This is a genomic window from uncultured Parabacteroides sp. (assembly GCF_947855115.1).
In the GTDB taxonomy this organism is placed as follows: Bacteria; Bacteroidota; Bacteroidia; order Bacteroidales; family Tannerellaceae; genus Parabacteroides.
Map to the genome: position 1 here is coordinate 19,625 of NZ_CANTZW010000035.1, position 24,081 is coordinate 43,705.

Below are 24,081 nucleotides of genomic sequence, written 5' to 3' on the forward strand. Positions count from 1 at the left end.
AAACATTTTCTTCATGGAGAAACTATTTTTTCCCTATGATGAAAAAAACGATATCTTCAGACGAACCATTCGCCATGAAATCATAAAACATTTTTTAACACCACTAGAAGATCTAGGTTTTCAGTTCTTTAAGTACAAATATCATACCGAAAAAGATAAAAGCACTTGCAAAGTAAAAAATAATATCTACTTTTGCACCCGGGTAAGTCCTACACGGCATGCTCCCTCGGAATCCCCCAGGGCTTGACCGCAGCAAGGGTACTTGGTTGTAGCGGCGCGATGTAGTAAGCTTACCCACTTGCCTCTTTAGCTCAGTTGGCCAGAGCACGTGATTTGTAATCTCGGGGTCGTTGGTTCGAATCCGACAAGAGGCTCAAACAAAATCATCTTAAATAAAGGAAGCTTATACGTAGGCTTCCTTTTTGTATTTTATACATAATATAGTTGTGCATTTATATTAATGTATTAACTTTGCTGATAAGAATTTAAAATAGCAGCATCATGGAAGAGAATAAGAATTTACTTTTAAAAGGCGCTATGACTTATGGTTTGGCCATGGGGATATATTGGGTAGTGAAATATATCTTTTTCATCTTCAGCGTTTCAATCCCCTCCTTGAGCCTTGTCTATTGGCTGTTGACATTAGCCGTTCCCTTCATAGCCTACTACATGACAAAAAGATACCGACAAGATATAGGTGGAAGGATCAGTTTCTTCCACGCATGGAGATTCGGCACGATGTTATACTTCTTCGCCGCATTGATTGTCTCACTTGAATACTTTGTCTTTTATCAGTTCATCGCCCCGCCTGATTTCGTGGCAAACGCAATCGGGCAATTAACGACTGTTTTAAAAGACAACCAAGTTAACTCGGAGGTAATTGACTCGCTCAGCAAGATTCGTATCTCACCAATCCATATGGCTATACAAGGAATATTCAATAACGTATTTTACGGCATCATACTTTCTATACCAGTAGCGGCTTTTTTATGCAGGAACAACTCGACCGATTCCATCATCGAAAACCGCTAAAAAGTTAAATACAGACAAATAATGGACATATCAGTTGTTATCCCGTTGTATAACGAAGCCGAATCTTTACCCGAGTTATTCTCGTGGATAGAGCGGGTGATGAAAGAACATAATTATACCTACGAAGTAATCTTCGTGAATGATGGTAGTACAGACAATTCTTGGGAAGTGATCGAAGGATTGAAACAACGCTCTCCACACGTCCGGGGAATTAAGTTCCGTCGTAATTACGGTAAGTCGCCAGGATTGCATTGCGGATTCCAGCGAGCTAATGGTGATGTAGTCATTACCATGGATGCCGACCTGCAAGATAGCCCAGATGAGATACCCGAACTTTACCGGATGATCACCGAAGATGGGTATGATCTGGTATCCGGATGGAAAAAGAAAAGATATGACCCGCTTTCCAAGACGATTCCCACGAAACTATTCAACGCTACGGCTCGCAAATTCTCGGGAATAAAAAATTTACACGATTTCAATTGCGGATTGAAAGCATACAAAAATGTTGTCATTAAAAATATAGAGGTGTATAATGATATGCATCGTTATATACCCTATTTAGCCAAGATCGCCGGATTCCATAAGATTGGTGAAAAAGTGGTGAAGCACCAAGCTCGCAAATATGGAACAACCAAGTTCGGGCTGGATCGTTTCGTGAACGGTTATCTTGACTTGATTACGCTTTGGTTTACTTCCAAATTCGGAAAGAAGCCAATGCATTTCTTCGGTTTATGGGGAAGCATAATGTTTTTTATCGGTTTTATCGCCTTGGTAATTGTGCTAAGCATGAAGTTGATCTCAATATACTCAGGAGATTTAAGGCCCTTGGTTACTAGTTCCCCTTATTTCTATATATCATTGACAGCGATGATTTTGGGAACCCAGATGTTTTTAGCTGGATTTATCGGGGAGTTGATTTCCCGTAATTCCCCCAATCGTAATAATTATAAAATAGAAAGTGAGATATGAGTTTCTTGGAATTAGTAAGAAAACGTTGTTCTATCCGCAAATATACCCAAACGCCGGTAGAACAAGAAAAGATTGATTATATCTTAGAAGCGGCTCGTTTATCCCCTTCGGCTGTAAATTATCAACCTTGGTATTTTGTGTTAGTCCAAGATTTGGAAGGAAAAGCTAAATTACAGGAGTGCTATCCCCGGGAATGGTTCAAACAAGCCCCTTATTACCTGATTATTTGTGGAGACCATGAGCAATCTTGGAAACGGGGAGACCACAAGGATCACATGGATATTGATGCCGCTATCGCCACGGAACATATTTGTCTGGCCGCCGCAGAGCAAGGCCTAGGAACTTGCTGGGTTTGCAATTTCGATACGGAACTTTGCCGGAAACACTTCAATATACCGGAAACGATCGAGCCTGTCGCATTGATACCGTTCGGTTACCCCTCAGATCCTATGTTGTTCGACGAGACGCCTAAGAAACGTAAGTCCATAGAAGAAATTATTAAATGGGAATCATTTTAGTATGCTATACATTGAAGTTCTGCTACTAGCGATAGGCTTGTCCATGGATAGTCTGGCAGTATCAGTTACCGGCGGTGTAGTTCTCAAGAACAACTGTACCGCCGGTAATATTATTAAGATAGCGGGTGTACTCGGCATATTCCAGGCCGGAATGACCGTGATCGGTTATACAATGGGATTAGGATTTGAAAAATACATTTGTGCTTTCGATCACTGGATCGCTTTTACCCTTTTGCTTTATTTAGGTGGAAAAATGATATACGATAGTGCTAAGGAAGAGGAAGAAGACGGGAAATTTGATCCTTTATGTAATCGCACATTATGCGGATTGGGAATAGCGACAAGTATCGACGCCCTCGCTGTAGGAATATCTCTAGCGATCCTGAAATCTCCGCTCTTGTTACAAGCCTCGACAATCGGAGTCGTCACATTTGTAATCTCGGCTTTCGGTGTCTACTTTGGTAACAGGTTTGGCAAGAGAATCGACCTGAAGCTGGATCTTATCGGAGGCTTGATCTTAATAGGTATCGGCATAAAGATTTTGATAGAGCATCTATTTTTCAGTTAAAGGATTATCTTGATTAAATGAATAACCTTGTATTAACGAATAAACATGAAAAGCCAGCAATTACGAAAACTAGCGCCAGAGCTGGACTCACTCCGGCTAGGCAGCGGTTGGAAAATCGAGGAATTAAGCAAACCGCAAATCATTGTAGAAAGTAGTTACGGACATAGTCATCCGGGAAGTGCCCATTTGAATAAATTGGTAGACGAGGCCGGAATCGGTATAAAGGAAAAAGAAGGGCGTGCCGCAAATTACTTCGTTACCGACATCTGCGATGGAGAGGCACAAGGACACGATGGAATGAACTTCTCACTAGTCTCCCGAGAGATCATGGCAGCAATGATGGAAATCCATATAAAAGCAACTCCTTTCGACGCGGGTGTTTTTATAGCCAGTTGCGACAAATCCGTACCTGCTCACTTGATGGCGATAGCCCGGCTAGACATGCCTGCGATATTCATGCCTGGTGGTATCATGAAAGCCGGGCCTAATCTACTCACGCTAGAACAAATCGGTACCTATAGCGCACAATACGAGCGAAAAGAAATAACAGAAGAGCAATTCATGGTTTATAAGCGTGACGCATGTCCGGATTGTGGAGCTTGTTCTTTTATGGGTACTGCCTCTACAATGCAAGTAATGGCCGAAGCCCTAGGTATCGCTTTGCCAGGCTCTGCTTTGATACCCACGCATTTATCCGAACTAAAAAATATGGCCCGTAAAGCCGGAGAACGTGCGTTAGGACTGGCAGAAGAGGAGTTAAAACCCTCCGATATCATGACAATCCAAGCGTTTGAGAATGCGATCATGGTACATGCCGCCATAGCGGGTTCAAGCAACAGCTTACTTCACCTTCCGGCTATCGCCCATGAACTAGGAATCCAGTTACCGCCAGATTTGTTCGACAAGATACATCGTAAAATCCCTTACCTTCTGAACATACGCCCCAGTGGTTTTTGGCCCGGCGAATATTTCTGGTATGCGGGAGGTGTACCAGCGATCATGGAAGAAATCAAGGAATTTCTCCATCTTGATGTCAAGACGGTTACCGGAAAAACATTAGAAGAAAACCTAAAAGAATTGAAAATTAACGGTTTCTATGAGAATTGCCATAAATATCTTCCGAACCTAGGAGTAAAGGTTAGCGATATTATCAAGCCACTTCACACACCCATCAAGCCACAAGGAGCCATCGCTATATTAAAAGGAAACCTTGCGCCTGAGGGGGCAGTAGTGAAACACTCGGCGATCTCACCCCGTTTGATGCAAGTAACCTTGAAAGCCAGGGTATTCGATTGTGAGGAAAACGCTATTGAAGCTGTATTACAAAAGAGAATCCATCCGGGAGAAGCGGTATTTATCCGTTATGAAGGACCCAAAGGAAGCGGTATGCCGGAAATGTTTTATACGACCGAAGCGATTGCTTCCGATCCCGAGTTGGTAGAGACCATCGCATTGATCACCGATGGCCGCTTTTCCGGGGCAACCCGAGGCCCGGCTATCGGACATGTATCCCCGGAAGCCTCTGAAGGAGGGCCAATCGCCTTGGTTGAAAATGAAGATTTGATCCGTATCGATATTCCCGCGAGAAGATTAGACATAATCGGTATCCATGGTGTTGAGAAAAGCGTAGAAGAGATAAATAAGATACTTTCTGAAAGACGTGAGCATTGGATAAAACCAGAGTCCAAACACACAAAAGGAATTCTTGATATTTATACACATAATAGCGTCTCTCCCATGAGAGGGGCATATATGGAATTTTTTATGTAAGTTCGCGACATAAATCTCCATAAAGATGCGCAAAAACATTATTATATTAGTCAGTCTGTTGATCTTATCGCTTACGGCTTGTTCGGACAACGGCCAATATTTCGAGGAAAGCGGTTCCGTTTTTCATACAAGTTATCACATCAAATACAAAGCCAAGCAAATCTTAACCGATAAGATCGACAGTGAACTGCAACGTTTTAACCTCTCTTTAAATCCTTTCAACCCCAATTCCACGATTGCGAAAGTCAACAATAACGAAGACGTGGAAGTAGATGAATGGTTTACCGAGGTATTCAATAAGGCAGAGGAAATCTCAAAAAAATCCGGTGGAGCTTTTGATATTACTTGTGCTCCATTAGTCAATCTATGGGGATTCGGATTCAGTAAGATGGATAGCGTAACCCCGCAAATGATCGATAGTATTAAAGCCTTTGTCGGCTATCAAAAAGTAAAACTAGAGGGGAAAAAAGTCATTAAAGAGGATCCCCGAATCTTATTGAATTGCTCTTCCATCGCCAAGGGCTATGCTTGCGATGTCATTGCCCGCTTGCTGGAAAAAGAAGGTGTAAAGAATTATATGGTAGAAATAGGAGGCGAAGTCACCATGAAAGGCGTAAATCCACAAGGAGATTGTTGGCGTATCGGTATTAACAAGCCGGAAATAGGGACTAGCGGCGTTACGAATGATGTAGAGGAGATTGTACAATTATGCAAAAAAGGAGGTGTAGCCACTTCCGGTGACTATCGAAACTTCTATATCAAGGATGGAAAGAAATATGCCCATACGATCAATCCCGCAACCGGCTATCCCGCCGGGCAAAATATTCTCAGCGCAACGATCGTGGCAGAAGACTGCATGACAGCGGATGCTTACGCTACGACTTTCATGGTTTTGGGAGTCGAGAAAGCGAAGCTACTGGCTCAATCTACCCCCCAAATAGAATATTTCATTATTTATACGGACAACAATGGACAACAGAAAGTCACCTATTCTAAAGGTATGCTAGAATACCTTCCTAACAGAAAAACATTGGCTATCCTCGAAAATCCTTAAGTGCCTACATGAAGCGTTATTTAAATCAACTTGAATGCAAACTACTAAAAGCCGGAGATTCCCTGTTTAATACCGCAATCATGGATAATCTACTGATCTTTGTATTTTCGGGGAAACTCATCATCTATAGTCAAGAAGGGATACATATAGCGGAAGTACCAAAAGATCATTTCATGCTACTTGCCCAAAACACCAATCATAAGGTTATTGCCTCAACCCCTACCCGCCTTATCCTAATACATGCAGGTATCCTCTCCGACATGATCATAAACGATCCGGAATGGAACGCGGAGAAACCAGTCGTCTTACCAATCCCCCCAACCTTAGCGCACACATTAAGTCAAATAGAATATTATATGAAGGATAAATACTTTACCTTGAACTGAGACTAAAAACATTTCAATTCCTGATAAAGCTTTTGCACCGGCAATCCCATCACGTTATAAAAACTACCATTGATAGCCTCCACCCCGATATAACCGATCCATTCCTGAATACCATATCCACCAGCTTTATCATAAGGCCTATACTTATCCAGATAGTAATTAATCTCCTCATCTCCCAATTTAGCGAAACAAACCGCTGATTCTACGGAAAAGCCAACATTTTTCTCTTTTGTCATAATACAAACACCCGTTATTACTTGATGTACATGATCCGACAAAGAGTGAAGCATGGCATAGGCTTCCTCCCGATTCGTAGGTTTTCCCATAACTCCATCAAACGTCCAGACAATCGTGTCTGCCGTAATCAGCAATTCATTATCTGCCATAGTTGATTTATAAGCCTCGGCTTTTGAACGGGCAATATATAAAGGAATCTCCATGGAATCAATCGAATCCGGGTAAGATTCGTCAATATCCGGAATTATTCTCACCTCAAAGTCAATATCCAGACCAGATAACAAATTCCGTCGCCTCGGAGAATTAGAGGCTAAGACGATCTTGTACTTTTTTAAATTTTCTAACATACCCTATTCGATTAAGCATTACACATTCACCTAAATTTCACCATCCAAAAGCTTCCTCTCCGAACCAGTGTCCTTGTGCCCGCATCGTTTGTTCGATCACGTCTCTAGCTACACCTTCACCACCTCTCCGAGAGGATATATATTTCGCTATCTCCTTGATCTCTGGAGCCGCATCCGCAGGAGCTACCGGTAATCCGACTTGTGTCATTACCTCGTAATCCGGAATATCATCGCCCGCATACATAACCTGTTCAGGAGACAAGCCTGTTTTTTCCATGAAATCCTTAAAATCATGCACCTTTATAGCGCTACGCATATAAATATGTCGTATCCCCAAACGAGAAAAGCGTATTTGTACGGCTTCCGTATATCCACCCGTGATTATAGCGACCTCATAACCTTTTTTCACGGCCAATTGCAAGGCGTAACCATCTTTAATATTGACAGTACGCATCGGATCACCATTTGGATGAAGTGGAATCACATCACAAGACAATACTCCATCTACATCAAAAACAAAAGCCTTTATTTTTGTCAAATCATAATTTATACTACTCATGCCGGGCCTCCTTATGTATACTTCGGCTTATCAACTCGTAAATATCCCGCATATCAGGATCTTCAAGCATAGCCATATGTTTGTTTATCACATTTTCATCGTATCGTATAGCAGGACCAGTCTGGGCTTGAGCCGGTGGCATCATATGCACCTTCGCCGCTGTCTCATCAATCAATGGCAGCAAGACCTCTCTCGGTATTTGCTGTCCTGCCAAAATCTTTTCAGCCAACGCATATATGTGATTCGTGAAATTACAGGCGAAAACTGCCGCTAAATGTAAATTCTTTCGCTTCTCGGACGAAAGGAAACGAACATCGCAAGAGAGTGCTCTAGCTACCTTCTCCAGTACCTTTTCGTCTTCAAGGGAATTCGCTTCCAAAAAGAACGGTATCTTCTTGAAATCTACCTCCCTGTTCTTACTAAATGTTTGTAACGGATAAATTACTCCATATTTTGGTGTAAACCCTTCAAATACAGAAATCGGCATACTTCCCGCAGTATGTACCCACAAACCGTTGTTGGGCTTTACACGGGCAATAACTTCTTGGAGTACGGCATCTTTCAAAGAGAAAACATACAAGTCGGCATCATCTACGATCTTTTCCGGAAACACAGTCCAGCCACATCCCAATTTATCAGCCAAAGTCTCAGCATGTTCCTTTGTGCGACTATAGACTTGACTGATATTCATTCCAGCCTTACGCATTTCCAATGAAAGCCGGGTGGCTAAATTTCCCGCACCAATAAATACGACATTCATTCTTCCATCCCCTTCTTCTCCTCCGGAAGAGAAAACTTTCCTATATGTATTTTCTCCCATTGTAAATGAGATTCATCAAAAGGCTTACGAACCTGATCCTTATAACCAATGCCGATAATAGATAAGACATCCAATTGATAAGGTATATCCAACAGGGAACGGACATAGTTACTCGAATCTGCCTCATCCTCCGTAACTCGGTTCCGTATCTGGCACCAGCAACTACCCAGCCCTAAATCCTCCGCTTGCAATTGCATATAAATAGAAGCGATCGAAGCATCCTCGATCCAAACATCGCTTTCCATTACATTCGCCAAGACAACCACGGCTAAGGCACAACCTTCCAAAAAGGCAGAGCCGTTTTTCTTGCATCCGGCAAGTTTCTTCAACATCTCCTTATCTTCCACCACAACAAATTGCCAAGGATTACTGCGCTTCGAGGCCGGAGCCATCAACGCCGCCTTTAAGATCAATTCCACTTGCTCGGGTGAAAGTAATTGTTCAGTAAACTTACGGGTACTTCTTCTATTTTGTATAAGTGTTGCAAAACTCTCCATTTTTTTCGTTCTTTGTACTCTTTTAATATTAAGATATCGCAAATATAAATATAATTTTTGCACCTATATATACGTATCATTCTTTTTTCTCGTTAGTATTTTTATAATTGAACAATAGATTATGAAGATTCGTGCGATAGCTGCGCTGCTATTTATATTTATTTCCGTGAGCGCCTTCGGTGAAGGCCGCATTAAAATCACCGGTTATGTCCGTGATGCCGACGGTAATCCTCTGGAATTAGTGAATGTCCGGGTTAAGAATACGTTGATCGGTTCCATGACCAACGAGAAAGGATATTATTCCTTTTCCATATCACCGGGAGACTCTATCTCCGTGATTTATTCTTGCCTGGGGTACAATAAAGCCGAGCGTATCATACCCTCGGCGCAAGCAGACATACGCCTGAATGTACAGATGAACTATACCTCATTTGATTTAGGGGAAGTATCCGTTACGGCCATCCGTAAGCAGACCACGACCATGGAATCTTTAAACGCAGACAAGATCAAGTTACTACCCGACCCATCCGGAGGCAGTATAGAAAGCTTGGTCGTAACGTTTGCCGGGGTATCGTCGAATAATGAGTTAAGTTCTCAGTATTCCGTACGTGGAGGTAGTTACGACGAAAATATCGTGTATGTGAATGGAATCGAAGTGTTCCGTCCACTTCTGATTCGCTCAGGACAGCAAGAAGGCCTTAGTTTTATCAATCCGGATTTGACGGAGGCTGTCAATTTCGCCGCCGGTGGATTTGAGGCCCGCTACGGAGACAAGATGAGTTCCGTGCTAGATATTACTTATAAAAAACCAAAGATGTTCGAAGGTTCGGCTTCCGCAAGCTTGCTGGGTGCGAATGCCTATGTAGGCAGTTCTATCGGTAAGTTTACCCAAGTAACGGGTTTCCGCTTTAAAAGTGGCCGGTCTATTTTAGGTACCATGGATACGGACGCTGAATACGACCCTAAATTTATCGATCTACAAACTTATATAACATACCAATTAGCACCTAAATGGGAAATCAATTTCTTAGGAAATCTCGCAAACAATAATTATAAATTCACACCTTATAGCAGGGAAACTTCTTTCGGTACAACCGAACATCCTAAGAACTTCAAGGTATATTTCGATGGTAGAGAAAGAGACCGTTTCCAAACTTTATTCGGGGCACTCACATTGAAGCATACCCCTAACGAGAATACGGAGTTAGGGCTTCAAGCCTCCGCTTTCAAAAGTAAGGAGGAGGAGGGGTACGACATCGCCGGAGAATATTGGCTGAGCGAGAATGGAGCGGAAAACCCAGACGACGACGCATCAGCGGCTATGTCTGTAGGCCGTTATCATGAGCACGCACGGAACCGGCTGAACTCGACGATCATGAATGTCGGACATTATGGGGTAGCCCGCCTTTTGAATAACACCCTAAAATGGGGAGCCACGGTACAAATGGAAAAGATCAATGATAAAATCAGCGAATGGGAAAAAAGGGATTCTTCCGGCTATTCTTTGCCTCAAACCGGTAATAACGTAAGCGTATACTCAAACCTATTCTCCGATAATCAAATAGAAAGTACACGTTTCTCTGCTTATGCGCAAGATGCGTTTAAGTTCAGGACCAAACAAGGCCTATTTACATTAGTCGCAGGAATCAGAGGCAGCTATTGGACTTACAATAAAGAGTTTCTTTTCAGCCCCCGTGCCTCATTGGGGTTTATTCCGAACTTCGATCAAGATTTAACGCTTCGATTCGCAACCGGATTATATTATCAATCACCCTTTTACAAGGAATTGCGTAGAGTCGAGACAGATGAGAACGGCAATAATATCACGGTATTGAATAAAAACCTAAAATCACAACGTTCCATCCATTTCATCTTGGGAGGAGACTACACATTCCGTGCGGTAGATCGGAATTTCAAGGTTACGGCCGAGATGTATTACAAAAAATTGGACGATTTGAATCCTTACACCGTAGACAACGTCAAGATCCGTTATTACGGCGAGAACTGTGCCAAAGGTTACGCCATGGGGCTTGATGTTAAATTCTTCGGTGAATTCGTACCGGGTACCGACTCATGGATCAGCTTCTCTTTGATGAAAGCCCAACAAACAATCCGGGAAACAACAACCGTGCCTATGGCTAATAGCCAAGGCTATAATATCTCACTTTTCTTCCAAGATTATTTTCCCGGATACAAACGAGTCAAGCTAAATCTTAAAGGAGTTCTCTCCGGAGGACTCCCCCAAACAATCCCGGGTAAAGGATACGAAGCCGGCTATTTCCGGACTCCCACATATAAACGTGTGGATATTGGTCTCTCCTATCAATTGGCCGGAGGCACGGACGCTATCATGGATAGAGGTTTCTTCCGTCATCTGAAAAATATTTGGCTAGGGCTAGATGTTTTTAATATATTGGACATCAAGAATGTTAGTTCCTATTATTGGATAACGGACGTGTATAATGTTCAATATGCAGTTCCAAACTATTTAACCGGACGCCAATTGAATGTACGCTTGATTGTGGATTTTTAATAATCCGATTATAGATTTTCAATAAAATATATTTTTAAACACATTTACTGCGAGATAAAAATAAAGAATTATTTCTTCATTCATAAAAAGTAGTGTACATTTGCACACAATAGAAACAAACATTTACTAAATCTTTAAATTATTATTGACATGGAACTTACACATATCGAACATTTAGGTATCGCAGTGAAGAGTATCGAAGCTTGTTTACCCTATTATGAAGGCGTTCTTGGATTAAAATGCTATAATATCGAAGAAGTAGCTGACCAAAAAGTAAAAACCGCATTTTTCAAAGTAGGCCAGACTAAGATCGAATTACTAGAACCGACCAGCGAAGACAGCACGATCGCTAAATTTATCGAGAAAAAAGGTGAAGGTATCCACCATATCGCATTCGCCGTACCCGATGTACAGGCCGCATTGAATGAGGCAGAGGAAAAAGGTGTCAAATTAATTGATAAAGCTCCTCGCGGTGGCGCAGAAGGCTTGGATATCGCTTTCCTTCACCCGAAATCAACATGCAGCGTATTGACAGAACTTTGCATGCCGGGCAATAAATAATTAAATCCGTTCATTTCTAACAACAAATCAAAATACAATGAGTAACCAGCTTGAAAAAGTAAAAGAGCTCATCGCACTTCGTGAGCAAGCTCGCTTGGGTGGAGGAGAGAAAAGAATCGAATCACAGCACAAAAAAGGCAAATATACCGCTCGTGAGCGTATTGCCATGTTGCTTGACGAAGGTAGTTTCGAGGAATTCGACATGTTCGTCCAACATCGTTGTACGAACTTCGGTATCGAGAAAACCAAATACTTAGGCGACGGTATCGTAACGGGTTATGGTACGATTGACGGACGTCTGGTATATGTCTTCGCTCAAGATTTCACCGTATTTGGCGGGGCTTTGTCTGAAGCATTAGCTATGAAGATCTGTAAAGTAATGGACCAAGCCATGAAAATGGGCGCTCCCGTTATCGGTTTGAACGATTCGGGTGGGGCTCGTATTCAAGAAGGAGTAAACGCATTGGCAGGATATGCGGAGATTTTCCAACGTAATATCTTGGCCTCTGGTGTTATCCCTCAAATTTCCGGAATCTTCGGTCCTTGCGCAGGTGGAGCCGTTTATTCTCCGGCATTGACAGACTTCAACATCATGACACGTGGTACTAGCTACATGTTCTTGACAGGTCCGAAAGTCGTAAAAACCGTAACAGGTGAGGACGTAACCCAAGAGCAATTGGGGGGAGCCAGCGTACATACGACAAAATCAGGAGTAGCCCATTTCGCCGTTGATACAGAAGAAGATGGTTTGCAACTGATCCGTAAATTGCTCAGTTTCTTACCACAGAACAACCTTGAGGAAACTCCATTGGTTGAGTGCAAAGATCCTATCGATCGTCTGGATGATGTATTGAACGATATCATTCCTGATAACGCAAATCAATCCTACGATATGTACGAGGTTATCGGAACGATTGTCGATAATAATGAATTCCTTGAAGTTCATGCGGATTACGCAAAGAATATCATCGTAGGTTTCGCTCGTTTCAACGGGCAGGCCGTAGGTATCGTGGCCAACCAGCCGAAGGTTATGGCAGGATGTTTGGATAGCAACGCATCTCGTAAAGCAGGCCGCTTTGTTCGTTTCTGCGACGCTTTCAATATACCTTTGGTAACATTGGTTGACGTTCCGGGATTCCTTCCGGGTACAGGTCAGGAATACAACGGTGTAATCCTTCATGGCGCCAAATTGCTTTATGCTTATGGCGAAGCGACAGTACCTAAAATTACCGTCACATTACGTAAATCTTACGGTGGAGCTTATTGCGTGATGAGTTCTAAGCACTTACGCGGTGACATGAATTACGCATGGCCGACAGCCGAGATCGCTGTTATGGGTCCGAGTGGTGCCGTAGAGGTTATTTTCGCAAAAGAAGTAGCCGCTTCCGAAGATCCGAAAGCATGCGCAGCAGAGAAAGAAGCTGAATATAAGAAAGCTTTCGCTAATCCTTATAACGCAGCTCAATACGGCTATATCGATGATGTTATCGAACCGCGTAACACCCGTTTCCGTATTATTCGTGCTTTGCAGCAATTGCAGACTAAGAAGCTAAGCAATCCTGCTAAGAAACATGATAACCTGCCTCTATAATCCGTAAAACAGGAGATGAATATGATAAATAAGAAAATAGGGGTATTACTATTGTTCGCTTTGCTCATTTCATTCGGGGCAAAGGCACAGAGTGCGACCTCCATGCGAATTAATGAAGTATTGGTTATCAACGAGGATAATTTCGTTGATGACTATGGTAAACGTCATGGCTGGATCGAGTTGTTTAACTCTTCGGCGGGAACGGTAAATATCGCAGGATGTTATCTGACAGATGACAAAAACAATCCTATGAAATATCCAATCCCGAAGGGGGATGTCCTAACTCAGATCCAACCTCGTCAGCACACATTATTCTGGGCAGATGGGCAACCTGACCGGGGTACTTTCCACGTAAACTTCATATTGGATCCGTTTAAAGAGAATTATATCGCTCTGTATGATGCAGATGGTAAAACATTGATCGACGAGGTAACGATCCCCGCCGGACAATTGGCAGACATCAGCTACGGTAGAGTTATCGATGGTAAAGAAGAGTGGGCTCAATTAAAAAAGGTTACTCCCAGCACGAATAATTTGACGCTGGATTCTAACGATAAAATCGATAACTTCAGGCAAAACGACTCTTTTGGTATCGGTATGACCGTTACCGCTATGGCTGTTGTATTCTTGGGCTTATTCTTGTTATACATCATTTTCAAGCAAATCGGTAGATTATCGATATCCGCTAGTAAACGTAACGCACAAAAAGCCGCAGGAACTACAAGTATATCTGTTGATGCCGGACAAGAATCCGGAGAGCTTTTCGCTGCCATAGCTACCGCTTTATATGAGATGAGTGACGACAATCATGATATAGAGCACACGGTTCTAACGATCCACAAGGTACAAAGAACTTATTCTCCTTGGAGTTCAAAACTCTACGGTTTGCGTCAAACCCCACATAAGTAATTATCTAAAAACGAACAAAGAATGAAAAGTTTTAAATATACCATTAACGGTAATGTATATAAAGTACACATCAATTCTGTAGTGGATGACATCGCAGATGTTGAAGTAAATGGTACACCTTATCAAGTAAAATTAGAGAAACCGGCCAAGAAACAAATGGTTACATTGAAACGTCCGGCTCAAGCGCCGACAACCGCAAGTGGTGATCCTATTGTAACTCGTCCGGCAGCCTCTACTACACAAGGTGCCGTAAAGACTCCGCTACCAGGTGTTATCTTGCAAGTTAAGTGCAATGTAGGTGATACCGTGAAGAGAGGTCAGACATTGATTATCCTCGAGGCCATGAAGATGGAAAATAATATCAACGCTGACCGCGACGGTAAGATTATAGAAATTAAAGTACACAAGGGAGACTCTGTGCTAGAAGGTGCTGATCTCGTAGTAATCGGATAAGACTATGCAAGAGAGCTTTTTAACATTTTTAGGTGAGAACTTACAACTGTTCCTTACCTATACAGGTGTATACAACGCCACTCCAGGACATCTTATCATGATCTTGGTAGGTTTGTTGTTTATATTCCTGGCAATTAAGTATGAGTTTGAACCTATGCTTTTGATCCCTATCGGATTTGGTATCTTGATCGGTAATATTCCTTTCAAGGACGCTGGTCTTCAGGTAGGTATTTATGAGCAAGGCTCTGTACTTAACATCCTTTACCAGGGTGTGACCTCCGGATGGTATCCACCATTGATCTTCCTCGGTATCGGGGCCATGACCGATTTTTCCGCATTAATTTCCAACCCGAAATTAATGTTGATTGGTGCGGCGGCCCAGTTCGGTATCTTTGGTGCCTACATTATCGCTCTTCAAATGGGATTCGAGCCGAACCAAGCAGGAGCTATCGGTATTATCGGTGGTGCCGACGGTCCGACCGCAATCTTCCTTTCTTCTAAGCTAGCGCCTAACTTAATGGGTGCGATTGCGGTATCCGCTTATTCATACATGGCGCTGGTTCCTATTATCCAACCGCCATTCATGAGATTGCTTACGACTAAGAAAGAACGTTTGATCCGTATGAAACCGCCAAGAGCCGTTTCTTCCACAGAGAAGATCATTTTCCCGATCGTCGGTTTATTACTGACTTGCTTCTTGGTTCCGTCTGGATTGCCATTGTTAGGCATGTTATTCTTCGGAAACCTATTGAAAGAAAGTGGTGTGACTCGTCGTTTAGCAGAGACAGCCCGTGGTCCGCTGATCGATACAATCACGATCTTATTGGGTATAACGGTAGGTGCTTCTACTCAAGCGACTCAATTCTTGACATTGAACTCTATCAAGATTTTCGGTTTGGGAGCATTATCTTTCGTAATCGCTACTTGTGCCGGAGTATTGTTTGTTAAATTGTTCAATTTAATATTGAAAGACGGTAATAAGATCAACCCGCTTATCGGTAACGCCGGAGTATCTGCGGTTCCCGACTCTGCTCGTATCTCTCAAGTAGTAGGTTTGGAATACGACCCAACTAACTATTTGTTGATGCATGCTATGGGTCCAAACGTAGCAGGTGTAATCGGTTCCGCAGTAGCGGCTGGTATCTTGTTAGGATTCCTGGGTTAACAATTAATGATCCATATAAAAAGGCGAGATCCGTAATAGATCTCGCCTTTATTATTGACCTTAGATAGTCTGCTCTACAGGAACTGGGGAAATCTCCATGCTCGTATCTTCCACCAATGTTGTCCCAAGGAACAGCCAGATCATTAAAAGAATTATAGCGACAACCACACCAAATACCAATAGTGTATTTACACTTTTCTTACTCATCTCTTTAACTCATTTATTCATTTTAGAATAAACAACCAGACAGTGGATTTAGTTGCGTCTCTTTTTTTATTTATTCTTCCCTAATGCCTCGTTCAGTACTTTATTCTTTGCGATTGTCGCTTGGAACTCTTTCAAATAGAAAGGTTCGAAATAAGCTACATTCTCAAAATGCCCTTCATCAAACGCCTTTTTCGATAAAGAGGCCATATTTACCGCTAACGGATGAATATCATTCATGAAGCATGCGTTCGGAGAAGTGATCACTTCCTTACATTTATCGGCCCCATCCCCAAAGAAACACACTTTGCTTTTTTCCAAGAAAGATACATATGAATTGGCATCTATGATATCAGCAGTCACAGCACGTATCATATTAAGACGAGAATCATAGATCGCAGAATAGACTTCCATTCGACGAGCATCCAACATTGCACAATATAAACAATCGGCCTCCTTTCCATTTTTCCGGATAGCGGCAGATGCCAAGATATCCAACGTATGGATACCAATTAAAGGAATGTCATATCCAAAACATAATCCCTTGGCAACAGATACACCGATACGTAATCCCGTATAAGACCCCGGACCGCTACTTACCGCCACAGCATCCAGTTTTATTCCTTTCGATTTCGCTGCCTTTAACGCCTCTTCGATATAAACACCCAATAATGTCGCATGAGACGGTCCTTCAAACGAAGCCTTCTCAAAAACGATCTCCTCTCCTTCCGACAGGGCTACTGAACATACGGAAGTGGATGTCTCAATATTTAAAATCAATGACATAATAATTAACTATTAACAATTGGTAATTGAATGAAAAAACAATCTCAACCCCTCAATCTGATTATGCTGCGAAGGTAGGTAAAAAATTCTTTATACTATTAAAATGCTATTTTTAAAGCTATATTCAACACACAGACTTTTCAAAGAATATGTTTTAAAGATGAAGGTAGCCCCATGAGAGACATCTATTTATACGAAAATAAATATCAAATCTAAAAGGAAAGCACTATCTTTGCGCAAACTTTTGAAAAAAATGATACAATCAATGACTGGGTTCGGTAAGGTTACAGCCGAGCTCCCTTCAAAAAAAGTAACCGTAGAGATAAAGGCTTTAAATAGTAAGCAATTGGATTTGTCCACCCGCATTCCTTCTCTATATAAAGATCGGGAAATGGAGCTTCGAAGCCTGTTACTTCAATCTTTGGAGCGTGGAAAAGTTGAGTTCAATATCTTTATAGAATATATAGGCAAAGATACTCCTACACAGATTAATTTTGCTGCGGTGGAGAATTACTATAACCAAATCAAGGCAATCGCTTGGAAATTAGGAATAGATGTACCGACGGATTGGTTCCAGACATTGCTTCGAATGCCAGACGCGATTAAATCCGAAAATGTAGAGCCAGATGAATCCGAATGGGAAGTGGTTTCAACAGCGGTAAAAGAGGCTATCGAGCATTTGTGTGATTTCCGTATTCAAGAAGGAGCTATGTTACAGAAACTCTTTGAGCAAAAGATAGCCAATATCGCCGCTCTATTGAAAGAAGTGGAAAAATACGAGGGCGAACGTATAGAAAAGATCAAGGCTCGTATCACGGATAACTTGCAAAAGGTTGCTGATAAGGATTACGATAAGAACCGGTTCGAGCAAGAAATGATCTATTATATTGAAAAACTGGATATCAACGAGGAAAAGAACCGGTTGGACAACCATTTAAAATATTTCATATCTACCATGGAATCCGGTCACGGACAAGGTAAAAAGCTGGGCTTTATCGCACAAGAAATGGGACGAGAGATCAATACACTCGGTTCAAAGAGTAATCACGCCGAGATGCAAAAGATTGTGGTTCAGATGAAAGACGAGTTAGAACAAATAAAAGAACAGGTTTTAAACGTACTATAAAAGATTAACAGGAATGGCTGGAAAATTAATCATCTTCTCCGCACCTTCGGGTTCCGGAAAATCAACCATTATTAATTATCTTTTAAAACAGGATTTGCATCTTCGTTTTTCCATCTCGGCTACCAGCCGAGCTCCCCGGGGTACAGAAAGGAACGGCGTGGAATATTATTTCCTTACGCCGGAAGAGTTTCGTACCCGGATAGCGAATGGCGATTTTTTGGAATATGAGGAAGTATATACCGATAAATATTACGGCACATTAAAGAGCGAGGTGGAGCGTATATTGAATGAAGGAGATAACGTGATTTTCGACGTGGATGTGGTAGGTGGATGCAATATCAAAAAATTCTATGGAGACCGTGCCCTTTCGGTCTTCATTCAGCCTCCTAGCATTGCCGCACTTCGGGAACGACTGGAAGGTAGAGGAACAGACAGCCCGGAAGTTATCGAAAGCCGTATCGCCAAGGCTGAGTATGAGCTGGGTTTCTCAGGACAATTTGATAAGGTGGTCGTAAACGATGATCTGGAGATCGCTAAAAAAAATGTGTTGGAGATTATTCGTGAGTTCTTAAACAAATAGCCTATGCCTAATATTTTCAAGAATACCCGTTTTATGATGGGGCTTTCTATCGTTTGCGGGATAGCAAGCCTTATAGTAGGCGGTATCAGCCTGTATTATAAAGAATACATCATCGGAGGAGCCTTGATATTCAACATATTCATTTGTTTCATCAACTATAAGGGTTGGAAAAAAAAGGTTAAATAAAAATCTGATGGGACTCAAGACCGGAATTTACAGTGGATCGTTTAATCCCATTCACATAGGCCATCTCGCTTTAGCGAACTGGCTGTGTGAATTCGAGGGACTGGATGAAGTATGGTTCGTGATCACACCTCACAATCCCTTGAAGAAAAAGAACGAGTTACTTGATGATTCTTTGCGCTTAGAGATGGCTAAGGCCGCTATCTCCGGATATCCGAAATTCAAGGTAAGCGACATTGAATTCCATCTTCCGAAACCTTCTTATTCCATTGATACCCTACGAACATTATCCCACGATTATCCGGATAGGGACTTTTATTTTATCATGGGAGCCGATAACTGGCAACTTTTCCCCCGATGGAAAAACTTCGAGGAAATCCTCAATAATTATAAACTATTGGTTTATCCCCGCCAAGGTTTCGAGATCTCGATCCCGGAGATTTACCCCAATGTAAAAAAAGTAAACGCTCCCCTAATGGAAATATCTTCCACTTTTATTCGTAATGCATATCAATCCGGTAAAGATGTCCGTTTCTTCCTTCCAGAAGGGATACGTTCCTATTTTAAGACGGAGTAATCCATCTCCATACAAGTTATTTTAGTTTCTTACACACGAAACATTTACCCCGTCACAACGAAACAGATGTTCCCTTTGAAATTTCTCTTAGGAGGAAAGCCTTTTACTATATAAGTCAGAAATATTTTGTACTTTTGCGCTGTATTATACAAAATAATAGCATAATGAATCTATTAGAACTGAGTGAACAGGAAATAATAAGACGTAATAGCATGGAGCAGTTACGTCAGATGGGGATAGAGCCTTATCCCGCAGCTGAGTATGTAACGAACGCATTTTCCAAAGAAATAAAAGAGACATTCAAAGATGACGCTGAACCACGCCCGGTAAGTATTGCCGGCCGTATCATGAGCCGTCGTATTATGGGCAAGGCTTCCTTTATGGAATTGCAGGATTCCGAGGGTAGAATACAAGTCTATATCTCTCGCGATGATATTTGTCCGGATGAGAATAAAGACACCTACAACGTCGTTTTCAAGAAATTGTTGGATATTGGCGATTTCGTCGGGATCAAAGGATTTGTTTTCCGTACTCAGATGGGAGAGATTTCCGTTCACGCACAAGAATTGACAGTTCTGTCTAAATCACTCCGTCCGTTACCTGTTGTCAAATATAAAGATGGTGTCGCTTACGATGGTTTTAATGACCCGGAGCTTCGTTATCGTCAACGTTACGTAGACCTAGTAGTAAACGAGGGTGTAAAAGATATTTTCATTAAACGCGCGGCCATTATCAAGACCATGCGTATGGTATTGGATGAGGCAGGATACACAGAGGTAGAGACCCCGATCTTGCAATCTATCGCCGGAGGAGCCAGTGCACGCCCATTCATAACACATCACAATTCCTTGGATATTGATTTGTATTTACGTATTGCCACTGAATTGTATCTGAAACGACTGATCGTGGGAGGTTTCGAAGGCGTATACGAAATCGGAAAGAACTTCCGCAACGAAGGCATGGACCGTACGCATAATCCGGAATTCACCTGTATGGAGCTTTATGTTCAATACAAGGATTATAACTGGATGATGAGTTTCACAGAGAAGCTATTGGAGCGTATCTGTATTGCCGTTAACGGTACGAGCGAAAGTACGATCGACGGTAAAACGATCAGCTTCAAGGCTCCTTTCCGTCGCTTACCGATCTTGGAAGCGATCAAGGAAAAGACAGGTTACGACTTAGAAGGCAAGACCGAGGAAGAAATCCGTGCGATTTGCAAAGAATTGAAAATGGAGATTGATGACACAATGGGCAAAGGCAAATTGATTGATGAGATCTTCGGGGAATTCTGCGAAAGCACATTTATCCAGCCGACCTTTATTATCGACTACCCGGTAGAGATGAGCCCGCTGACCAAGATGCACCGTAGCAAACCAGGATTAACCGAGCGTTTCGAGCTGATGGTAAACGGAAAGGAATTGGCGAATGCCTATAGCGAGCTGAACGATCCGATCGACCAAGAAGAACGTTTCAAAGAGCAATTACGCTTGAGTGAGAAAGGTGATGACGAAGCGATGTTCATTGATCAAGATTTCTTGCGTGCCCTACAATTCGGTATGCCTCCGACATCGGGTATCGGCATCGGAATCGACCGTCTGGTAATGTTGATGACAGGGCAGACAACGATCCAAGAAGTATTACTTTTCCCGCAAATGCGCCCGGAAAAAACAGTCAAGAAAGACAACGCTGATAAATACGTAGCTTTAGGGATTTCCGAAGAGTGGGTTCCTGTCTTGCAAAAAGCCGGCTACCTAACGGTTGACACATTAAAAGTAGCGAACGCAAATAAATTAAGACAAGATCTTTGCGAGCTTAATAAAAAATACAAATTAGAACTGCAAAATCCTACGATCCAAGAAGTAGAAACCTGGATCGCCAATGTAGGAGAATAAAAGCGTGATACTATGGATTTGCCCGGAAAAATCGCGATAATGGGAGGTGGTAGCTGGGCTACCGCCTTAGCCAAGATCGCACTTTCAACTCAAGATAGTATCAACTGGTACATGCGTAGGCCTGACCGTATCGAAGAATTCAAGCAGTTGGGACACAACCCGTGTTACCTTACCGCCGTAAAATTCGATACGAATAAAATAAACTTCTATTCCAATATCAATCAAGCGATCAAGGAATCGGATACTTTGATCTTCGCCACGCCCTCCCCTTTCTTGAAACAACACTTGAAGAAGGTGAAGACCTCGTTGAAAGATAAGTTTATCATATCGGCGATCAAAGGAATCGTACCAGATGAGAACATGTTGATTACGGACTACTTCGCAGAGTATTACAAGGTTCCAACAGAAAATATAGCAGTTATCGGTGGTCCCTGTCATGCGGAAGAGATCGCTTTGGAACGGCTCTCATACATTACGTTGGCCTGTTCCGACATAGAGAAAGTCCGTACGATATCCCCCGTTTTCAAGAATCAGTACTTAAAGAATTCCTTCTGTAAGGATGTGACCGGTATCGAATATGCCGCCGTTTTAAAGAACGTATACGCTATCGCCGCCGGTATTTGTCATGGGATGAAATATGGTGATAACTTCCAAGCCGTATTCATCTCGAACGCTATCGAGGAGATGCGTAATTTCGTAGATGCCGTACACGGGCTGGAACGAGACATCACCGACTCCGTCTATTTGGGAGATTTGTTGGTTACCGCTTATTCCCGGTTCAGCCGAAACCGTACTTTCGGAACCATGATTGGTAAAGGATATTCCGTGAAGACAGCGCAACTGGAAATGGAAATGATCGCCGAGGGATACTACGGAACCAAATGTATGCGCGAGATTAATGAGAAATATAAAGTAAACATGCCGATACTAGACGCTGTTTATAATATATTATACGAGAAGAAATCACCAACAACGGTCATTCGTCAATTAACGGAAACGTTTAAATAAAATAGCATATGAAAAACATCAGTTTAAACATCGACAAAGCTCTGGGCACTGTCACTAAGGAACAGGTTTACGCTCAAGAGGCCAAGGCAATGGAATGTATTGCCACATTACATAACGGTAATGGAGCAGGTAACGACTTTTTAGGTTGGTTGCATCTCCCTTCTTCTATCACGGACGCAGAGTTGGCTGATATTGAGAATACGGCGAATGTGCTTCGTTCTAAATGCGAGGTGGTAGTAGCCATTGGTATCGGTGGTAGCTATTTGGGTACCAAAGCGGTAGTAGAAGCGTTGAATAATAGCTTCGACTGGTTACAAAATGACCGTAAAAACCCGGTTATGTTATACGCCGGACACAATATCGGGGAGGATTATCTTTATGAATTAAGCGAAATCTTGAAAGGTAAACAATTCGGTATTATCAATATCTCCAAGTCTGGTACGACTACAGAGCCTGCTTTAGCTTTCCGTATCTTGAAAAAGCAACTGGAAGATGCTGTTGGCAAGGAAGAGGCCAAACATCGCATCGTAGCAATCACAGACGCTAAGAAAGGAGCTTTGCGTACCTTAGCGGATCAAGAAGGCTATAAGACTTTCATTATCCCGGATAACGTAGGTGGACGCTTCTCTGTTTTGACACCGGTAGGTTTACTTCCTATCGCCGTGGCTGGTATCAGTATCCGTGACTTGGTTGCCGGAGCGGTCTCCATGGAGAAAGCCACAGATGCAAGTGTTCCTTTCGCTGATAATATGGCCGCTATCTATGCCGCTACTCGTAATGAATTATATAAGAGCGGTAAAAAGATTGAGATCTTAGCGAACTTCCATCCGAAATTACATTATATCGCAGAATGGTGGAAACAACTCTACGGTGAGAGCGAAGGTAAGGACGGTAAAGGTATTTATCCCGCATCTGTAGATTTGACAACAGATCTGCACTCTATGGGGCAATGGATACAAGACGGTGAGCGTTCGATCTTTGAGACAGTTATATCCGTAGAAACCACAAACCATAGTGTATTGGTTCCTACAGACGAGGCAAACTTAGACGGATTGAATTTCTTGGCTGGCAAGCATGTAGATGAAGTGAATAAGATGGCAGAACTAGGAACTCAGCTAGCCCATGTAGACGGTGGTGTTCCTAATATCAAGGTAACGATGCCGGAAGTAAGCGCATTCTATATCGGTCAGTTATTCTATTTCTTCGAGAAAGCTTGTGGTATCAGTGGTTATATGTTAGGGGTTAACCCATTCAATCAACCGGGTGTAGAGGCTTACAAGAAGAATATGTTTGCTCTGCTGAATAAGCCGGGATACGAAAAAGAGAGTGAAGCGATCAAAGCACGTTTATAATACGATTTACCCTATAAAAAAACGGTTTTCTCATCACGAGGAAACCGTTTTTTCGTTTGAATAGTTTTTTATTACTCATTTAGCTCTTTAAGTAAATCGCTCCCGGCCCTGAATTTAACCGAGACACGTGGAGTGATCATTACGCCTTCTCCTGTTTTCGGATTACGAGCCAGTCGCTCGGATTGCTGCCAAGGTACAAAAGAACCGAATCCTTTCATGGAAATAGATTCTCCTTCTCGTATCCCTTTCGCTACAACTGTAGGTAATGCGTTAACTACAGTTCTGACAACACTCCTTGGTAATCCTGTTTCTTTCACAAGAGATTGTACTAATTCTCCTCTATTCATACTAGATAATAAATATATCATTCTTCACCGGAAAAGAGTCCGGTGAGAACT

At 42.3% G+C, this 24,081-nt stretch carries 27 protein-coding genes and 1 tRNA gene; 21 read left to right on the forward strand and 7 right to left on the reverse strand.

What is annotated here, in order from left to right; genetic code table 11:
* The first annotated feature begins 300 nt into the window (after positions 1–300).
* The 8 genes from Q0110_RS16285 (at position 301) to Q0110_RS16320 (ending at position 6,300) form a co-directional block, all read left to right on the forward strand.
* Positions 301–374, forward strand: a tRNA-Thr gene (locus Q0110_RS16285).
* A gap of 127 nt (positions 375–501) precedes the next feature.
* Positions 502–1,032 (forward strand): DUF4199 domain-containing protein, encoded by a 531-nt coding sequence (locus Q0110_RS16290; RefSeq protein ID WP_297908853.1) that lies wholly within the window; start codon positions 502–504, stop codon positions 1,030–1,032.
* A 21-nt stretch (positions 1,033–1,053) separates the two neighbouring features.
* Entirely contained in the window at positions 1,054–2,004 is a 951-nt protein-coding gene (locus tag Q0110_RS16295) for a glycosyltransferase family 2 protein (protein WP_297908856.1), read from the forward strand.
* The gene (locus tag Q0110_RS16300; protein ID WP_297908859.1) at positions 2,001–2,522 is read left to right on the forward strand and encodes a nitroreductase family protein; all 522 of its coding nucleotides are present in this window, start codon (positions 2,001–2,003) and stop codon (positions 2,520–2,522) included. Before Q0110_RS16295 ends, Q0110_RS16300 begins: the two co-directional genes overlap by 4 nt.
* Before the next feature lies 1 nt (position 2,523).
* Complete coding sequence (locus Q0110_RS16305) at positions 2,524–3,090, forward strand: manganese efflux pump MntP family protein (RefSeq protein WP_297908862.1); 567 nt, start codon at positions 2,524–2,526, stop codon at positions 3,088–3,090.
* 45 nt (positions 3,091–3,135) lie between these two features.
* On the forward strand, positions 3,136–4,860 hold the full coding sequence (ilvD, locus tag Q0110_RS16310; protein WP_297908866.1) for a dihydroxy-acid dehydratase: 1,725 nt from the start codon (positions 3,136–3,138) through the stop codon (positions 4,858–4,860).
* 25 nt (positions 4,861–4,885) lie between these two features.
* The gene (locus tag Q0110_RS16315; protein ID WP_297908869.1) at positions 4,886–5,914 is read left to right on the forward strand and encodes an FAD:protein FMN transferase; all 1,029 of its coding nucleotides are present in this window, start codon (positions 4,886–4,888) and stop codon (positions 5,912–5,914) included.
* Between the two features lie 80 nt (positions 5,915–5,994).
* Entirely contained in the window at positions 5,995–6,300 is a 306-nt protein-coding gene (locus Q0110_RS16320) for a hypothetical protein (protein ID WP_297908871.1), read from the forward strand.
* A 2-nt stretch (positions 6,301–6,302) separates the two neighbouring features.
* On the opposite strand, the gene Q0110_RS16325 is transcribed toward Q0110_RS16320, so the two are convergent.
* The 4 genes from Q0110_RS16325 to Q0110_RS16340 are packed head-to-tail and all read right to left on the reverse strand — an operon-like array spanning position 6,303 to position 8,760.
* Positions 6,303–6,884, reverse strand: coding sequence for a Maf-like protein (locus Q0110_RS16325; protein WP_297908874.1), 582 nt, complete (start codon positions 6,882–6,884; stop codon positions 6,303–6,305).
* A gap of 37 nt (positions 6,885–6,921) precedes the next feature.
* Positions 6,922–7,443, reverse strand: a complete 522-nt coding sequence (locus Q0110_RS16330; RefSeq protein WP_297908879.1) for an HAD-IIIA family hydrolase — start codon at positions 7,441–7,443, stop codon at positions 6,922–6,924.
* Positions 7,436–8,203: a DUF2520 domain-containing protein gene (locus Q0110_RS16335; RefSeq protein ID WP_297908928.1), complete on the reverse strand. Its 768-nt coding sequence runs from the start codon at positions 8,201–8,203 to the stop codon at positions 7,436–7,438. Before Q0110_RS16335 ends, Q0110_RS16330 begins: the two co-directional genes overlap by 8 nt.
* Positions 8,200–8,760, reverse strand: a complete 561-nt coding sequence (locus tag Q0110_RS16340; RefSeq protein ID WP_297908882.1) for a nitroreductase family protein — start codon at positions 8,758–8,760, stop codon at positions 8,200–8,202. Before Q0110_RS16340 ends, Q0110_RS16335 begins: the two co-directional genes overlap by 4 nt.
* Before the next feature lie 121 nt (positions 8,761–8,881).
* Between Q0110_RS16340 and Q0110_RS16345 the strand changes: the two genes are divergently transcribed.
* From Q0110_RS16345 to Q0110_RS16370, 6 genes are all read left to right on the forward strand, one after another.
* Positions 8,882–11,293 carry a TonB-dependent receptor gene (locus tag Q0110_RS16345; RefSeq protein ID WP_297908885.1) on the forward strand — a complete coding sequence of 804 codons (2,412 nt, stop codon included), beginning with the start codon at positions 8,882–8,884 and terminating at the stop codon, positions 11,291–11,293.
* A gap of 150 nt (positions 11,294–11,443) precedes the next feature.
* Entirely contained in the window at positions 11,444–11,854 is a 411-nt protein-coding gene (mce, locus tag Q0110_RS16350; protein WP_297908888.1) for a methylmalonyl-CoA epimerase, read from the forward strand.
* Between the two features lie 37 nt (positions 11,855–11,891).
* The gene (locus tag Q0110_RS16355; protein WP_297908892.1) at positions 11,892–13,445 is read left to right on the forward strand and encodes an acyl-CoA carboxylase subunit beta; all 1,554 of its coding nucleotides are present in this window, start codon (positions 11,892–11,894) and stop codon (positions 13,443–13,445) included.
* Positions 13,446–13,466: 21 nt separating this feature from the next.
* Positions 13,467–14,354 (forward strand): OadG family transporter subunit, encoded by an 888-nt coding sequence (locus Q0110_RS16360; RefSeq protein WP_297908895.1) that lies wholly within the window; start codon positions 13,467–13,469, stop codon positions 14,352–14,354.
* Positions 14,355–14,375: 21 nt separating this feature from the next.
* Positions 14,376–14,807: a biotin/lipoyl-containing protein gene (locus Q0110_RS16365; protein ID WP_297908898.1), complete on the forward strand. Its 432-nt coding sequence runs from the start codon at positions 14,376–14,378 to the stop codon at positions 14,805–14,807.
* A gap of 4 nt (positions 14,808–14,811) precedes the next feature.
* The gene (locus Q0110_RS16370) at positions 14,812–15,972 is read left to right on the forward strand and encodes a sodium ion-translocating decarboxylase subunit beta (RefSeq protein WP_297908901.1); all 1,161 of its coding nucleotides are present in this window, start codon (positions 14,812–14,814) and stop codon (positions 15,970–15,972) included.
* Between the two features lie 60 nt (positions 15,973–16,032).
* Here Q0110_RS16370 and Q0110_RS16375 read toward each other — a convergent pair whose 3' ends face one another.
* Together Q0110_RS16375 and tsaB are read right to left on the reverse strand one after the other, a co-directional pair.
* Entirely contained in the window at positions 16,033–16,179 is a 147-nt protein-coding gene (locus Q0110_RS16375; RefSeq protein ID WP_297908903.1) for a hypothetical protein, read from the reverse strand.
* 66 nt (positions 16,180–16,245) lie between these two features.
* Positions 16,246–16,962: a tRNA (adenosine(37)-N6)-threonylcarbamoyltransferase complex dimerization subunit type 1 TsaB gene (tsaB, locus tag Q0110_RS16380; RefSeq protein WP_297908906.1), complete on the reverse strand. Its 717-nt coding sequence runs from the start codon at positions 16,960–16,962 to the stop codon at positions 16,246–16,248.
* Between the two features lie 253 nt (positions 16,963–17,215).
* Between tsaB and Q0110_RS16385 the strand changes: the two genes are divergently transcribed.
* From Q0110_RS16385 to Q0110_RS16415, 7 genes are all read left to right on the forward strand, one after another.
* On the forward strand, positions 17,216–18,088 hold the full coding sequence (locus tag Q0110_RS16385; RefSeq protein ID WP_297908908.1) for a YicC/YloC family endoribonuclease: 873 nt from the start codon (positions 17,216–17,218) through the stop codon (positions 18,086–18,088).
* A gap of 13 nt (positions 18,089–18,101) precedes the next feature.
* Positions 18,102–18,668, forward strand: coding sequence for a guanylate kinase (gmk, locus tag Q0110_RS16390; protein WP_297908911.1), 567 nt, complete (start codon positions 18,102–18,104; stop codon positions 18,666–18,668).
* Between the two features lie 3 nt (positions 18,669–18,671).
* On the forward strand, positions 18,672–18,854 hold the full coding sequence (locus Q0110_RS16395; protein ID WP_297908914.1) for a hypothetical protein: 183 nt from the start codon (positions 18,672–18,674) through the stop codon (positions 18,852–18,854).
* A gap of 7 nt (positions 18,855–18,861) precedes the next feature.
* A complete protein-coding gene (gene nadD / locus Q0110_RS16400) occupies positions 18,862–19,428 on the forward strand; it encodes a nicotinate (nicotinamide) nucleotide adenylyltransferase (protein WP_297908916.1) in 567 nt (188 codons plus the stop codon).
* A gap of 164 nt (positions 19,429–19,592) precedes the next feature.
* Positions 19,593–21,323: a lysine--tRNA ligase gene (lysS, locus tag Q0110_RS16405; protein ID WP_297908919.1), complete on the forward strand. Its 1,731-nt coding sequence runs from the start codon at positions 19,593–19,595 to the stop codon at positions 21,321–21,323.
* 12 nt (positions 21,324–21,335) lie between these two features.
* Positions 21,336–22,331 carry an NAD(P)H-dependent glycerol-3-phosphate dehydrogenase gene (locus Q0110_RS16410; protein ID WP_297908922.1) on the forward strand — a complete coding sequence of 332 codons (996 nt, stop codon included), beginning with the start codon at positions 21,336–21,338 and terminating at the stop codon, positions 22,329–22,331.
* Positions 22,332–22,339: 8 nt separating this feature from the next.
* Complete coding sequence (locus Q0110_RS16415) at positions 22,340–23,683, forward strand: glucose-6-phosphate isomerase (protein ID WP_297908924.1); 1,344 nt, start codon at positions 22,340–22,342, stop codon at positions 23,681–23,683.
* 71 nt (positions 23,684–23,754) lie between these two features.
* Here the strand turns inward: Q0110_RS16415 and Q0110_RS16420 are convergent, their stop codons facing one another.
* Complete coding sequence (locus tag Q0110_RS16420) at positions 23,755–24,030, reverse strand: HU family DNA-binding protein (RefSeq protein WP_297908927.1); 276 nt, start codon at positions 24,028–24,030, stop codon at positions 23,755–23,757.
* Positions 24,031–24,081 lie beyond the last annotated feature (51 nt).

Coding starts and splice junctions, on each gene's coding strand:
- Q0110_RS16290 (WP_297908853.1), top strand. CDS start 502: ATGGAAGAGAATAAGAATTTACTTTTAAAAGGCGCTATGACTTATGGT.
- Q0110_RS16295 (WP_297908856.1), top strand. CDS start 1,054: ATGGACATATCAGTTGTTATCCCGTTGTATAACGAAGCCGAATCTTTA.
- Q0110_RS16300 (WP_297908859.1), top strand. CDS start 2,001: ATGAGTTTCTTGGAATTAGTAAGAAAACGTTGTTCTATCCGCAAATAT.
- Q0110_RS16305 (WP_297908862.1), top strand. CDS start 2,524: ATGCTATACATTGAAGTTCTGCTACTAGCGATAGGCTTGTCCATGGAT.
- ilvD (WP_297908866.1), top strand. CDS start 3,136: ATGAAAAGCCAGCAATTACGAAAACTAGCGCCAGAGCTGGACTCACTC.
- Q0110_RS16315 (WP_297908869.1), top strand. CDS start 4,886: ATGCGCAAAAACATTATTATATTAGTCAGTCTGTTGATCTTATCGCTT.
- Q0110_RS16320 (WP_297908871.1), top strand. CDS start 5,995: ATGGATAATCTACTGATCTTTGTATTTTCGGGGAAACTCATCATCTAT.
- Q0110_RS16325 (WP_297908874.1), bottom strand. CDS start 6,884: ATGTTAGAAAATTTAAAAAAGTACAAGATCGTCTTAGCCTCTAATTCT.
- Q0110_RS16330 (WP_297908879.1), bottom strand. CDS start 7,443: ATGAGTAGTATAAATTATGATTTGACAAAAATAAAGGCTTTTGTTTTT.
- Q0110_RS16335 (WP_297908928.1), bottom strand. CDS start 8,203: ATGAATGTCGTATTTATTGGTGCGGGAAATTTAGCCACCCGGCTTTCA.
- Q0110_RS16340 (WP_297908882.1), bottom strand. CDS start 8,760: ATGGAGAGTTTTGCAACACTTATACAAAATAGAAGAAGTACCCGTAAG.
- Q0110_RS16345 (WP_297908885.1), top strand. CDS start 8,882: ATGAAGATTCGTGCGATAGCTGCGCTGCTATTTATATTTATTTCCGTG.
- mce (WP_297908888.1), top strand. CDS start 11,444: ATGGAACTTACACATATCGAACATTTAGGTATCGCAGTGAAGAGTATC.
- Q0110_RS16355 (WP_297908892.1), top strand. CDS start 11,892: ATGAGTAACCAGCTTGAAAAAGTAAAAGAGCTCATCGCACTTCGTGAG.
- Q0110_RS16360 (WP_297908895.1), top strand. CDS start 13,467: ATGATAAATAAGAAAATAGGGGTATTACTATTGTTCGCTTTGCTCATT.
- Q0110_RS16365 (WP_297908898.1), top strand. CDS start 14,376: ATGAAAAGTTTTAAATATACCATTAACGGTAATGTATATAAAGTACAC.
- Q0110_RS16370 (WP_297908901.1), top strand. CDS start 14,812: ATGCAAGAGAGCTTTTTAACATTTTTAGGTGAGAACTTACAACTGTTC.
- Q0110_RS16375 (WP_297908903.1), bottom strand. CDS start 16,179: ATGAGTAAGAAAAGTGTAAATACACTATTGGTATTTGGTGTGGTTGTC.
- tsaB (WP_297908906.1), bottom strand. CDS start 16,962: ATGTCATTGATTTTAAATATTGAGACATCCACTTCCGTATGTTCAGTA.
- Q0110_RS16385 (WP_297908908.1), top strand. CDS start 17,216: ATGATACAATCAATGACTGGGTTCGGTAAGGTTACAGCCGAGCTCCCT.
- gmk (WP_297908911.1), top strand. CDS start 18,102: ATGGCTGGAAAATTAATCATCTTCTCCGCACCTTCGGGTTCCGGAAAA.
- Q0110_RS16395 (WP_297908914.1), top strand. CDS start 18,672: ATGCCTAATATTTTCAAGAATACCCGTTTTATGATGGGGCTTTCTATC.
- nadD (WP_297908916.1), top strand. CDS start 18,862: ATGGGACTCAAGACCGGAATTTACAGTGGATCGTTTAATCCCATTCAC.
- lysS (WP_297908919.1), top strand. CDS start 19,593: ATGAATCTATTAGAACTGAGTGAACAGGAAATAATAAGACGTAATAGC.
- Q0110_RS16410 (WP_297908922.1), top strand. CDS start 21,336: ATGGATTTGCCCGGAAAAATCGCGATAATGGGAGGTGGTAGCTGGGCT.
- Q0110_RS16415 (WP_297908924.1), top strand. CDS start 22,340: ATGAAAAACATCAGTTTAAACATCGACAAAGCTCTGGGCACTGTCACT.
- Q0110_RS16420 (WP_297908927.1), bottom strand. CDS start 24,030: ATGAATAGAGGAGAATTAGTACAATCTCTTGTGAAAGAAACAGGATTA.